Genomic DNA, 13,375 nt, shown 5'->3' on the forward strand with positions numbered 1-13,375 from the left:
ATTACCCATTGATAGTCCGAATCCTCTTTTCCGGTATCTCCGGTTTCTTCAGCCAAAAATTTATGTTCGGGGAAATATGACTTAATCGTTTCAATTATGGCATTTTCAGCCTTGAAATCGTATTCGGTCACCAAATTGTTGATTCCTGTCTTGTTTTTTATTTCAAATGTCGAACCGAAGCCTTCTTTCAATATAGCTCCCGCTTTGAGGGCAGCTTCGACAGCACATTTTTCGAGTAATTCTAACATTGTTTTCAATTTTTCTTGCTTAAATTAAATATTAAAAATATATAGAGACATATGAACTTGACTTATTTTATAAAAAAAAACCGAATCCATACAGATTCGGTTTTTTAATCAATTCTTAATCAAAAATTAAATTTTTGTTGCTACTGATTTTCCTTGCAAAAATAGCATGAAATAATCACGGCTTCCGGCTTTAGAATCTGTACCGCTCATGTTGAATCCGCCGAATGGATGGACGTCAACTAATGCACCTGTGCATTTGCGATTCAAATAGAGGTTCCCCACGTGGAATTCACGTTTAGCACGTTCGAGTTTCGCTTCATTTTTGGAATAAACTGCGCCTGTCAAACCATAGAGTGTACCATTTGCAATATCCAAAGCGTGGTCGTAATCGCGTGCTTTTGTGACAGCCAAAACAGGACCAAAAATTTCTTCTTGGGCAAGTCGGGCATTTTCATCAATGTCAATAAATACAGTCGGCTCGATATAATATCCGTCCAAAGATTCGACTTTTTTGCCACCACAAAGTAATTTGCCTTCTTCGTGACCAATTTTGATATATTCCAACATTGATTTTTCGGCACTTTGATTGATGACAGGACCGACACGGTAATCTTCTCTCGGGTCGCCGATTTTGAAAGTTTCGACTTCGAGTTTCAATTTTGCAACGAATTCATCATAAATTGATGCGTCAATGATTGCACGTGAACAAGCTGAACATTTTTGTCCTTGGAAACCGAATGCAGATGCAGCGACACCTTTTACAGCATCATCAACGTCGGCTTCGGAGTCAACGATAATTGCATCTTTTCCGCCCATTTCCGCAACGACTCTTTTTATCCATAGTTGTCCGGGATTTGCTTTGGCGGCACGTTCGATAATTCTAAGTCCGACTTCCATCGAACCAGTGAAAGAGATAAATCTTGTTTTCGGATGGTCAACTAAGTAATCGCCTGCTTCAGCACCGGACGCAACGAAGAAATTCAAGACGCCTTCCGGCAATCCGACTTCTCTCATTATATCGGCAAACAAATATGCCATCATTGGTGTGTCTGACGATGGTTTCATAACAACGGTATTACCTGTTACAAAAGATGCTGATGAAATTCCCGCCATAATAGCAAATGGGAAATTCCAAGGTGGGATACAAATACCAACTCCAAGCGGTATGTAGAAATATTGGTTCTTTTCGCCCGGGAATGGTGTAAGAGGTTGTTCTTGCCCGTATCTGATTGCTTCACGACCGTAGAATTCCATAAAATCAATTGCTTCGCATGTGTCTGCATCAGCTTCTGCGAAGTTTTTACCCGCTTCGGTAATCATCCAAGCATTGATTTCGAAACGTCTTTTTTTCATTACTTCAGCTGCTTTGAACAAGTATGAGGCTCTTTCTTCGGCTGGAGTATATTTCCAAGTTTCAAATGCTTTGAGTGCCGCTTGGATAGCATCTTCTGCTTCTTTTGCACCGGCTTTTTGGAATGTCCCGACTAATTCGCTTTTGTTGCCGGGGTTGTATGATGCAGTTTTTTTGTCAGTAAAAACTTGTTTTCCGCCTATTATATTCGGATATTCCTTTCCTAACTGTTGACGTACGTATTCAATCGCTTCTTTTTGCTTTCTAACGTTTTCTTCAATTGTAAAATCGAAAGGCATTAAATTTTGAAATTCAGTCATGTGATTGCTCCAATATGTTTTATGAAGATTGCATTTAACATGGATACAAAATTAATGAAAAAATTATAATAAACAAGAAGAATCGGACTCAATTCGATAAGTTTGTAATATTATTAATAGCTTTACTGATAAGCAGGTAATCCTGTGATATAATGACCAAGAATTAATGTATGAATATCATGAGTGCCTTCATATGTCTTCACGGATTCCAAATTTGCAGCATGGCGCATAATCGGGTATTCACCGAGTATGCCGTTAGCTCCGTGAATTTCCCGAGCTAATCGGGCACAGTTTAGAGCCATTTCTACATTATTCCGTTTTGCAAAAGACACGTGTTGGGGAGTGGCTTTGCCTTCTTCCATCAATCTTCCCAATCGGATATTCACAAGTTGAGCTTTGGAAATTTCAGTGAACATGTAAACAAGTTTTTCCTGAACTAACTGAAAAGCACCAATTGGTTTATCAAATTGAATTCGAGATTTTGCATATTCTACCGATGATTGATAGACAGCTAATGCGGCACCCACAGCACCCCAGGCTATTCCATATCGAGCTTGAGTCAAACACGATAGCGGTCCTTTCAATCCGGAAATATTCAAAATATTTTCGGCTGGAATTTCGCAATCTTGGAATATCAATTCCGATGTAACTGAGGCTCTCAGAGAATGTTTCCCTTTCATTTCGGGAGCTGTAAAGCCCGGAATGCCTTTCTCAACGATGAAACCGTGAATCTCACCGTCTAATTTTGCCCATACTACAGCTACATCAGCTACAGTACCATTTGTAATCCACATTTTTGCACCATTGAGCAAAAATCCGGTGCTTGTTTTAGTTGCAGTTGTTATCATTCCTGCGGGATTTGACCCAAAATCAGGTTCGGTTAGACCGAAGCAACCAATGAATTCAGCTTCTGCTAATTTCTTGAGATATTTGTCTTTCTGGCTATCGCTGCCATATCTCCAAATTGGATACATCACCAAAGAACTTTGGACTGATGCGAAAGACCTAATTGCCGAATCGCCTCGTTCGAGTTCTTGCATCGCAAGCCCGTACATCACATATCCGGCGCCTGAACCACCGTAATGCTCGGGAAATTTAATGCCGAACACACCCAAATTTGCTAATTTCTTAGTCAAATGTGTTGGGTAAGTAGCATTTTGAAAGTGAGATTCGATTACGGGAATTACCTCGTCATCAACAAAATCTCTGACTATATTTCGAAACATTATCTCATCTTCGGATAATAGCTCATCTGTATAAAAAAAATCACTCATGGGCATTCTATATTATAGATTTTAAAATGTTTTAAATTCTCATTTGTTAAAAATACCTTAATTTTCTGAAAAAATGTGCGAAATATCATGATAAATCAAGAAAAATTGTTACTTTTGTAAATCTCAAAAGGGATGGGCTCGTGAAGCCCATTTTTTAATATTTCTTAAATTTTGATATTATAACTGTTTACAATTATGGCTCGACGTAAACCCAAACATAAGATTGACAAAAAAGTCATCATCGAAGCATTTGCAGAAATGGCTAAGCATAAAAGCATTGACCGCGATTTGCTTCAAGGTATTCTCGAAGAAACTCTTTCGATGATAATCCGTAAAAAATACGGGCAAGAATCGAAATTCGAGATTATCGTCAATATGGAAAAAGGCGATATCGAAATTTATCTCATGAGAGAAATTGTCGATGTAGTCGAGGATGAAGTGCTTCAGATAGCGATTTCGGACGCTCGAAAATATTCCGACGAAGAATATGAAATTGGTGATGAATTCATCGAGGAAATTACTTTGGATAATATTTCCGAAAGCTTCGGCAGACGTCTTGTGACTTTAGCTTCGCAAAATCTGAACCAAAGAATTCGAGAAGTTGAAAAGGATAATGTTTTTCGCGAATACATTGACAAAGTTGGCGAAATCATAATCGGCGAAATTTATCAAGTTCGCCGCCATGACATCTTAGTTGTCCACAACAAAATTGAGATGAGACTTCCACGTGAAGAACAAATCCCTAATGAGCCTTATCGTTACAAGAAAAATCAAACTATCAAAGCTCTCATCAAAGAAGTCAATCGCTCAGGTGCTGGCGGACAACCCGAAGTTATTTTGTCACGTGCATCAGAAGACTTTTTGGCGAGATTATTCGAAATTGAAATTCCGGAAATTTACGATGGTATAATCCAAATTAAGTCAATTGCTCGTGACCCGGGCGAACGTTCAAAAGTCGCAGTTGTATCATTCGACGACAGAGTTGACCCGGTCGGAGCTTGTGTAGGTATGAAAGGGATACGAATTCACTCGATTGTACGCGAATTGAATAACGAAAATATAGATTTGATTGAATATACTGAGGATATAAATTTATTCATAGCTCGTGCATTGTCACCTGCTAAAGTTGATGAAATTGAACTTTCAACTGAAACAAGAACTGCAAACGTCACTGTAAAAGACGACCAAGTTGCTCTCGCTGTCGGTAAAAACGGACAGAATGTAAGATTGGCTTCAAAATTAACAGGATATAATATTTTGCTCACTAAGCTTGGTGACGAAGATATTGAATTGACTGAATTTTTGCCTGATATGGGTAAAGAATTATACGATTTGGTATTCGATACAGGAATTGAAACTGCTCGCGAGTTCTTAGAAGCGAACACAGATTTCTTGTTGACAATACCCGGAATGACCAAAGAAAAACTCGTAGAACTTCGCCAAATTATGCTTGTAGAATTTGACGAACACGAACAAGCTGAGATTCTTGAAGCGATTAAAAATTTCAAGCCGAATCAAGACATAATATTGGATTAACAAATAGGATTTATGGCTACAGATAAAAATATTAAGCTATTCAAATTAGCATCTGAAATTAACATTGGCAGAGACACTATTGTTGATTTTCTAAACGGTAAGGGTTTTGACATCGTCAATAAACCCATTACTTCGCTTACACCTGCAATGGTAGATTTGGTTTACGAAAAATTCAGACGCGAAAAGAAAGCTGCCGAAACTGTTCGAGAAAAAATCCAAAAGTATAAAGATATCCGGGTCGAAAACAAGCGAACCGTTGATGATAAATACCGTGAAGACAAGCTCAAAGAGCAAGCTCTCCATCATCATCATGAGGAAGCGACAGCGGAAATAGTTGAACCCGAACCTATTATCGAACCAATTGTCGAAGCTGTTCATAGTGAACCGAATGAGGTCGTTTCAGCCAAAACTGAAAAAATCATTCCCGAAATCGAAGAAGCCCCAAAATCAGAAGTTGAAGAAGCCAAAGCTATTGAAATCATCGAAGAAAAAATTACACCGGAAGAAATTGCACCTGTCGAAGTAATTGAAGATGCTCCCCAAGTCGAGGAAATCAAAGCAATTGAGCCGGAAATCATTCCTGAAGCTGTCGAAATTGTTGAAGAAGTTCCGGTCATAGAAACAAAAATTGAACATAAGCACGTTAAAGCTAAAAAAGAAGTTAAGAAAGTTGAAGAAATTGAATCACAAGAAGTTGAACCAGTTTCGGAACCTGTCGAAGTGCTCGAACCTAAAATTGAAACAAAAATTGAAGAATCAGCTGAAAAAATTGACGATATAGACGAAATTGATGATGTAGATGATATTGACGATGTTGATGAAGTTGATGATACAGACGAATCTGATGAAATTGAACGACAACAACTTCAAGAAAAAGATGACATCGCAAGCGGTCGTCAGTTACGTGGGCTTACTGTCTTAGGCAAAATTGATATTAAAGCCCCCAAATCACGCAAGGAAAGAGCCGCCGAAAAAGCTGAAAAGAAAATCAAAGCGGATAAAAAAGCTAAACAAGAATCGGACGAAAAAGCAGCTAAAGCTGAGAAAAGAAGACCGAGGAGAGCCGATACCAGAACAAGTCCGCCTCCGGATAAAGAAAAAGAAGCAACTGCAGCCGATGGTGATAAATCTGCAGCTAAACCAAAGCAATTTAAAAAACGCAAGCATAATGTTGGCGAAACTCCAGTTCAGCAGCCGTCCACTAAGCAAGTTTTGGATTTAAAAACGAAATTTAAAGACAAACCAAAAGTAGAAGAAAAAGCTCCTGAAAAGGACGACAAAAAGAAACGTAAACGCAAAAAATCTATCCGCGAGACGATTAGTCAAGAGGATGTGGACAGAGCGATTCGCGAAACCTTATCAGGTATGGATTCGGGTGGTACGTCTCAACGGAATCGTATGAGATTGAAACGCAAGGCAGAACGCGAAGAAAAGGAAATGAAAATCAAGGAAGACAAGGCGATTGAAGACCAAATCCTAAAATTGTCAGAATATGTTACCACAAGTGACTTAGCATCGCTTATGGGCATTTCGCCTTCTGAAGTTATAATGAAATGTATGGAACTCAATCTGATGGTTACGATTAACCAAAGATTGGATAAAGATACTATTTCGATGATAGCCCTTGACTATGGTTACGATGTTGAATTTTTAGACCAAAAACAAGTACTAACCGTAGAGGAAGACATTGACCCAATTGAAACTTTGAAGCCACGCGCTCCAATTGTGACAATCATGGGGCACGTTGACCACGGTAAAACTTCATTGCTCGACCATATTCGCAGTGCCAATGTGGTAGCAGGTGAAGCCGGCGGTATCACCCAACATATTGGTGCATACAGCGTGGAACTTCCGAATGGCAAATCAATTACTTTCTTAGATACTCCGGGTCACGAAGCATTTACTGCCATGCGTGCTCGAGGTGCTCAAGTTACTGATATCGTTGTATTAGTCGTTGCTGCTGATGATAGTGTGATGCCTCAATCAATTGAAGCGATTAGTCATGCTAAAGCAGCAAAAGTGCCAATTGTGGTTGCGATTAATAAGGTGGACAAAATTGACTCTAATCCGGACAGAATCAAACAACAACTTGCTGATTACGGTGTTCTTGTTGAAGAATGGGGCGGTAATCATCAAGCAGTTGAAATTTCTGCCAAATTCGGAAAAAATATTGATACTTTGCTCGAAAAAATCTTGCTCGAAGCTGAAATTTTGGAATTGAAAGCAAATCCCGATAGACTTTGCAAAGGCGTTGTTATCGAATCCAATATGAAACAAGGATTTGGAGCCGTTGCAACCGTCATAATCCAAAGAGGAACATTGAAAGTCGGCGACCCATTCGTAGCAGGTTTCCATTCCGGTAAAGTCCGAGCATTACTCGACGAACGCGAAAAGAGAGTGGATTCTGTAGGTCCGGCAGACCCGATTTTGGTAGTAGGATTCGACGGTTTGCCTGAATCAGGGGATTCATTTATGTCAACCGCAAGTGAAATTGAAGCTCGCGAAATTGCGAACGAACGTAAGAAATTAAGACGCGAACAAGAACTTCGCCAAACTAAACTTGTTACGCTCGACCAAATTTCTGCTCAAATACAGCTTGGTGGAGTGAAGGAATTGAATTTGGTAATCAAAGGTGACGTGACAGGTTCCGTAGAAGCATTGAGTGATTCTTTGCAAAAACTTTCAACTGAAGAAGTTAAAGTCCAAATACTGCACAAGGGCGTAGGCACAATTTCCGAAACCGACGTTATGTTGGCTGCCGCATCCGGTGCCGTTGTGATTGGATTTAGCGTCAATCCTTCTGCTAAAGCTCGCAAAGCAGCTGAATCGGAACAAGTTGACATCAGACTATATAATATCATCTATGACTGTATAAATGAGATTCAATTAGCATTGGAAGGTTTGCTTGCACCGGAATACAAAGAGGAAATCACTGCTACAGTCGAAGTCAGAAAAACATTCAAAATTTCTCGACTCGGCGTAATTGCCGGTTGTTACGTTTTGAGTGGCAAAATCACACGTAACGATAAAATCAGAGTCCGTAGAGATGGATTTGTCCAATTTGAGGGTGGAATATCATCACTCAAACGCGGCAAAGACGATGTGAAAGAAGTGGATACAGCATATGAATGCGGTATTCAAATCGACGGGTACAATGATTTGCAGGAATCTGATATCATTGAGTCATTCAAATTAGTTGAAATTAAGCGTAAGTTGAAGTAATAATAAATCATGTCGATAAGAGCCGAAAAAGTAGCAAGTACAGTCAAAAGACTTCTTGCTCAACATATAACAGATATTTCGCGAGAAATTAAAGCAGGATTTGCCACCTTGACTTCTGTCAAGATGACAAGTGATTTGCATCTCGTGAAATGTTATGTTAGTTTGTTCGGCAAAGAGACCCAACCCGGATTGCTGCTTGAAGAACTCGAAAGGCGTAAACATCTTTTCAAGCATTTGATTGCTAAAGAAATGCGATTACGTACGATTCCGGATTTCAAATTTTATTATGATGATACACTTGACCAGATTGACCACATCAAAGACCTCATAAATTCCTCCAAAACCGGAAACGCTGATTTGTTCAACGAATCTTCAGATAAATAGCCTTATGATTTTAACAAAACGGAATTTAGATGAGTTCCATCAATGGTTCGAAGGCTTGAACTCTGACGGCGGAATGATTCTGATTGATAAAGCACTTGATTGGACATCATTCGATGTCGTTGCCAAACTTCGCTCACTCACAAGAATTAAAAAAATCGGTCATGCGGGTACATTAGACCCTTTGGCAACCGGATTGTTGATTATCTGCTTCGGGAAATATACAAAAAAAATCAACGAATTTCAAGATTTACTAAAAGTCTATGAAAGTAAATTCAAATTTGGTGCAACTACCAAATCATTTGATTCGGAATTTGAAGAAGAAAATTTTCGCCCTACAGAACACATCACACTCGAATTATTGCAATCATCAGCAAAAGATTTCATAGGTCAAATTTCTCAAATTCCTCCAATATTTTCTGCGAAAAAAGTAGCAGGGAAAAGCCTTTACAAATATGCTCGAAAAAATCAAGAAGTTGAAATTAAGCCCTCATTAGTTGAAGTTTACCAATTTGACATTTTAAATTACGAAAATTGCATTGCCGACGTCTTTATAAAATGTTCAAAAGGGACCTATATTCGTTCATTAGCGAATGATTTAGGGCAATCAGTTGGTGCAGGTGCATATTTGAAACAATTGCGTCGCACAGCTATTGGCGAATTTTTAGTATCGGATGCTATCACCATAAATGAATTTATGGAATTATTAAACAATTATAAAGCGAATACCGTTGAAAGTTTATAATTCACTAAGTGAGATAAATAAATTTAGTAATAGAATTTTGACCGTTGGCACATTTGATGGAGTGCATATCGGTCATAAGCAGATATTCAGCACCATGCTTAATGATGCTTCAGAAAGCAATTCCGAACATTTAGTTGTGACTTTCGACCCGCATCCTCGATTAGTTCTCGGCAAACCCGACAAACCAAAACTATCGCTGCTTACTTCGACTGAGGAACGTTTGTTACTTTTTGAGCGTAATAATATCGAACATGTTTTTGTTATCAAATTTGATTTCGATTTCTCGCAACTTTCCGGGAGAGAGTTTATTATTGATTATCTTTATGAAAAAATTGGTTTCAACAAAATTTTAATCGGTTACGACCATACTTTTGGTAAAAATCGTTCCGGAAATATTGATTTATTAAGAGACTTGGCGATTGAATTTGCTTTTGAAGTCCAAAAAATCGAGCCATTCAAAGATGGCGAAATCATCATTTCGAGTACTAAAGTCAGAACAGCCTTGCAAGCTAATGAAATTGAATTGGCAAATGAATTATTGGGCTATACTTTTTTCGTTTCTGGAAATGTCATCAGAGGCGCCAGACGCGGCTCTACGATTGGATTTCCAACGGCAAATATAATGGTGCCGTACGAATATAAAATATTGCCTGCAATTGGAGTGTATTTGGTTAGTTCAGTTATTGACGGCATTCATTATTGGGGAATGGCAAATATCGGCTATAGACCTACTGTGAGCGATGACAAACAGGTTTCGCTCGAAGTGCATTTTTTTGATTTTGATGGAGACATTTATGATAAAGAGTTACGAATAAATTTCCATAATTTCTTGAGACATGAACAAAAGTTTAATAGTTTAAACGAATTGACCAATCAACTCGTTATAGATAAAGAAAACTCGATGAAAAAACTCCCAAATCATAAAAATGATTTTATTATTTGAAAAAAAAGTCGTATTTTTAAAATTCGTTTAATAGGAAAAATTTTAAGGAAATTTTAGATGATTACATCTGAACAAAAGTTAGAAGCTGTTACAAAGTTTGGTGCAGACCAAGCTGATTCCGGCAAGCCGGAAGTCCAAATTGCATTGTTTACCTTGAGGATTACTCATCTAACAGGTCACCTTGATACACATAAAAAAGACCACCACAGTCGTAGAGGTTTGATTAGGTTAGTATCAAAAAGACGCAAGCTTCTTAAGTATTTGATGGAGAATGATATCAGCCGTTACCGCCAGGTGATAGCCGCCTTGTCACTTCGTAAATAACTAAAGAACGGCGATTTCGCCGTTTTTTTTTCATCCGAACATTATTGTTAAATTATAATTGATATATTATGTCAAAAGTTAGCGTATCTTTAGATTTTCACGGCAAGGAATACACCTTAGAAACCGGTCGCTTTGCAAAATTCTCCAACGGGGCTGTCATGGTTAGTTGCGGGGATACTTATGTATTAGTGACAGTTGTTGCCGCAGATACCCCAAAACTTGATATTGATTTTTTGCCTCTACAAGTCGAATATCGAGAAAAAACCTCAGCTGCCGGAAAAATTCCCGGTGGTTACATCAAAAGAGAAGGAAGACCGAGCGAAAAGGAGATTTTAACCTCGCGTTTGATAGACAGACCAATCAGACCAATGATTACAAAGGGTTGGAATTACGAAACACAAATAATCGCTTCAGTATATTCGGCAGACTCAGACAATGACCCTGATACTTTAGCTGCAGTTGGCGCTTCAGCAGCTTTGCTTATTTCAAGTATTCCATTCAATGGTCCACTTTCCGAAGTGAGAGTAGGCATGATTGATGGCGAATTTATCGCTAATCCAACTTACGAGCAATTACAGGAATCTATTCTTGATATTATCGTGGCAGGTACTGATAATGCGATTTTGATGGTTGAGGGTGAATCTAAAGAAATTAGCGAAGAAGTATTCGTTCAAGCGCTTGAATATGCCCATAAGGAAATCAAGGTTTTAAATAATTTGCAAAATCAATTATTGGCTCAATATAGCAATGAAAAACGCGAAGTTCTTGTTAATGAAATACCTGATGAAGTCTATGACCTCATAGTAAATGAAATAGAAGATGAATTGAATACTTACGTTCACAAAATCACCACCAAAAGTGAAAGACAAGAACAACGTAGAGCAATCTTTGATAAAGCAGTTTTGAAAATGACTGAGCAATTTGCCGAAAATGAAGAAATTGCTCCTAAAATCGAAAAATATACTTCAAAAGTCGTTTCGGAACTCGAAAAGAGAATGATGAGATTGATGATTCTTGACGATAAAATTCGTCTTGATGGAAGAGGCACTTCGGATATTCGCGCTATTAGTGGCGAAGTCGGATTATTGCCTCGTACTCATGGTTCAGCACTCTTTACTCGTGGCGAAACGCAAAGTTTGACTTCCGTTACTCTCGGTACTAACCGCGATGAACAAATGATTGACGGCTTGCTTCCGCTCCAATCAGAGCGATTCATGCTTCATTACAATTTCCCGCCTTTTTCAACAGGCGAAGTCGGAAGAATGTTCGGCACAAGTCGTAGAGAAGTCGGGCATGGAAATTTGGCTTTAAGAGCTTTGAAAGGTATGCTTCCCGATGCTGCAGATTTCCCATACACTATGCGCGTAGTTTCCGATATTTTGGAATCTAACGGCTCATCGTCGATGGCAACTGTATGTGCAGGTTCAATGGCACTATTCGAAGCAGGTGTGCCTATGAAAAAAGCTGTAGCAGGTATTGCAATGGGCTTGATTAAAGAAGATGACAAAGTAGCTGTACTATCTGATATTCTTGGCGACGAAGATTTCTTGGGCGATATGGACTTCAAAGTCACCGGAACCGAAGACGGAATCACGGCTTGCCAAATGGATATCAAAATCGAAGGTTTATCTCTCGAAATTATGACGACTGCTTTGCACCAAGCAAAAATCGGTCGCTTGCATATTTTGAATATCATGAACCAAATCATAGACACTCCAAAAGATGACATTTCGCAATATGCACCAAGATATACATCTATGACTATCCCACAAGATATGATTGGAGCTGTCATTGGTACCGGTGGCGAAACGATTCGCGGTTTATGCAAGGATTATGGCGTCGAAATCAATATCGAAGACGACGGGACTGTTTTGATTGCTTCAACAAGCAAAGAAGCAGCAGACCAAGTCGTGGTATTAATTGAAGGATTGGTTTCTAAGCCGAAAGAAGGTGAAATTTACCACGCTACAGTTAAGGAAATCAGAGAAGGACTCGGCGCATTTGTCGAAATCCTACCTAAAACACAAGGTTTGCTCCATATTTCACAAATAGCTTACGAAAAAGTTGAAAATGTTGCCGACGTATTAACCGTTGGCGATAAAATTGATGTAAAATTACTCGAAATTACTCGCGACGGCAAATTCAGATTGAGTCGCAAAGCATTGTTGACACCGCCTGAAGGCTATGTCGAACCACCACCGTACAATCGTGACCGCGATAGCAGAGACAGTCGTGGCGGTGATAGAGGTAGAGACAGTCGTGGCGGCGACAGAGGTAGAGGCGGAGACCGTGACAGAGGCGGCGACCGCGACAGAAACAGAAGATAATTTCAATCTTAGAAAGTCTTTTTTTCTAATTCCCTTTTAGCATCTTTTGCAATCCACAAAGCAGTTCTGTTTTGTGGATTTTGCTTTATTATCTGGTCTGCGATTTCGATTGATTCATCACACAAAGTCGCATTGCGTTTGCCAATCTGCCTCAAAGCCCAATTGACCGCTTTGGCAATATGTTTGCGTTCATCAGTGCAATTATCCAATATCATTTGATAATACTGCTTAAAATCATCGTCTGATAGCTTTTTTAGATGAACTGCAATTATGGCTATGCTTGCAAATGCTGCTCGTTTAACATATAATTTATCGGAATGGACCCAAATATCTATAGCTTCCAAAATATATGGACCTTTTCTAAAATATTTGTTACAAACGCTATCACACACTGCCCAATTATCAAAATCGTTTGCCCAACTGCTCATTAGTTCAATCGTTGCCAAGCTTGGTTCTGCAACCATTGCCGCAAGCATACGTGCTTCGTGAATTTCGCTCGCCCAGAGCTCTAATGCTAAATCATGGTTTTTGCCGATTTGTTTTTTCATGTTTTCCAATTCTTTCATAGAAATGCCGAGTATGATTTTTGATTCAATTCCGAATCTTTTCATCCCGGCAATGTTTGTTTCATTACGCATAGATTTGAGCAAATCAAGAATTATTTGAGCTTCATGCATATGTACCTATCCTATTTTTTATTATTT

The 13,375-nt window shown here is 38.9% G+C and carries 11 protein-coding genes; 7 read left to right on the plus strand and 4 right to left on the minus strand.

Features of this window, described 5'->3' with window-relative positions:
- The 3 genes from M9949_07585 to M9949_07595 all read right to left on the minus strand — a co-directional run.
- Positions 1 to 248 (minus strand): inositol monophosphatase (locus tag M9949_07585; GenBank protein ID MCO5251268.1); only part of this gene is annotated, 248 nt, incomplete at its 3' end.
- 126 nt (positions 249 to 374) lie between these two features.
- On the minus strand, positions 375 to 1,919 hold the full coding sequence (gene pruA / locus M9949_07590) for an L-glutamate gamma-semialdehyde dehydrogenase (GenBank protein MCO5251269.1): 1,545 nt from the start codon (positions 1,917 to 1,919) through the stop codon (positions 375 to 377).
- A 122-nt stretch (positions 1,920 to 2,041) separates the two neighbouring features.
- Positions 2,042 to 3,199, minus strand: coding sequence for an acyl-CoA dehydrogenase family protein (locus M9949_07595; protein ID MCO5251270.1), 1,158 nt, complete (start codon positions 3,197 to 3,199; stop codon positions 2,042 to 2,044).
- A gap of 189 nt (positions 3,200 to 3,388) precedes the next feature.
- Here M9949_07595 and nusA point away from each other — a divergent pair, with 189 nt between their 5' ends.
- The 7 genes from nusA (at position 3,389) to pnp (ending at position 12,671) form a co-directional block, all read left to right on the plus strand.
- Entirely contained in the window at positions 3,389 to 4,729 is a 1,341-nt protein-coding gene (gene nusA / locus M9949_07600; GenBank protein ID MCO5251271.1) for a transcription termination factor NusA, read from the plus strand.
- Between the two features lie 12 nt (positions 4,730 to 4,741).
- A complete protein-coding gene (gene infB, locus M9949_07605) occupies positions 4,742 to 7,951 on the plus strand; it encodes a translation initiation factor IF-2 (GenBank protein MCO5251272.1) in 3,210 nt (1,069 codons plus the stop codon).
- A gap of 9 nt (positions 7,952 to 7,960) precedes the next feature.
- Positions 7,961 to 8,335, plus strand: a complete 375-nt coding sequence (gene rbfA, locus M9949_07610; protein ID MCO5251273.1) for a 30S ribosome-binding factor RbfA — start codon at positions 7,961 to 7,963, stop codon at positions 8,333 to 8,335.
- Between the two features lie 4 nt (positions 8,336 to 8,339).
- Entirely contained in the window at positions 8,340 to 9,077 is a 738-nt protein-coding gene (truB, locus tag M9949_07615) for a tRNA pseudouridine(55) synthase TruB (GenBank protein MCO5251274.1), read from the plus strand.
- Positions 9,064 to 10,020, plus strand: a complete 957-nt coding sequence (locus tag M9949_07620) for a bifunctional riboflavin kinase/FAD synthetase (protein ID MCO5251275.1) — start codon at positions 9,064 to 9,066, stop codon at positions 10,018 to 10,020. The genes truB and M9949_07620 overlap by 14 nt, the downstream gene beginning before the upstream one ends.
- Before the next feature lie 57 nt (positions 10,021 to 10,077).
- Positions 10,078 to 10,344, plus strand: a complete 267-nt coding sequence (gene rpsO / locus M9949_07625) for a 30S ribosomal protein S15 (protein MCO5251276.1) — start codon at positions 10,078 to 10,080, stop codon at positions 10,342 to 10,344.
- Positions 10,345 to 10,412: 68 nt separating this feature from the next.
- Complete coding sequence (pnp, locus tag M9949_07630; protein ID MCO5251277.1) at positions 10,413 to 12,671, plus strand: polyribonucleotide nucleotidyltransferase; 2,259 nt, start codon at positions 10,413 to 10,415, stop codon at positions 12,669 to 12,671.
- 8 nt (positions 12,672 to 12,679) lie between these two features.
- On the opposite strand, the gene M9949_07635 is transcribed toward pnp, so the two are convergent.
- Positions 12,680 to 13,348, minus strand: coding sequence for a DNA alkylation repair protein (locus tag M9949_07635; GenBank protein ID MCO5251278.1), 669 nt, complete (start codon positions 13,346 to 13,348; stop codon positions 12,680 to 12,682).
- Positions 13,349 to 13,375 lie beyond the last annotated feature (27 nt).

It is taken from the genome of Candidatus Kapaibacterium sp., assembly GCA_023957315.1.
GTDB lineage: Bacteria > Bacteroidota > Ignavibacteria > Kapaibacteriales > UBA2268 > PGYU01.

What these genes read in the sequence shown, in the direction of transcription:
- pruA (MCO5251269.1), bottom strand. Translation starts at nt 1,919, where the DNA reads ATGACTGAATTTCAAAATTTAATGCCTTTCGATTTTACAATTGAAGAA.
- M9949_07595 (MCO5251270.1), bottom strand. Translation starts at nt 3,199, where the DNA reads ATGCCCATGAGTGATTTTTTTTATACAGATGAGCTATTATCCGAAGAT.
- nusA (MCO5251271.1), top strand. Translation starts at nt 3,389, where the DNA reads ATGGCTCGACGTAAACCCAAACATAAGATTGACAAAAAAGTCATCATC.
- infB (MCO5251272.1), top strand. Translation starts at nt 4,742, where the DNA reads ATGGCTACAGATAAAAATATTAAGCTATTCAAATTAGCATCTGAAATT.
- rbfA (MCO5251273.1), top strand. Translation starts at nt 7,961, where the DNA reads ATGTCGATAAGAGCCGAAAAAGTAGCAAGTACAGTCAAAAGACTTCTT.
- truB (MCO5251274.1), top strand. Translation starts at nt 8,340, where the DNA reads ATGATTTTAACAAAACGGAATTTAGATGAGTTCCATCAATGGTTCGAA.
- rpsO (MCO5251276.1), top strand. Translation starts at nt 10,078, where the DNA reads ATGATTACATCTGAACAAAAGTTAGAAGCTGTTACAAAGTTTGGTGCA.
- pnp (MCO5251277.1), top strand. Translation starts at nt 10,413, where the DNA reads ATGTCAAAAGTTAGCGTATCTTTAGATTTTCACGGCAAGGAATACACC.
- M9949_07635 (MCO5251278.1), bottom strand. Translation starts at nt 13,348, where the DNA reads ATGCATGAAGCTCAAATAATTCTTGATTTGCTCAAATCTATGCGTAAT.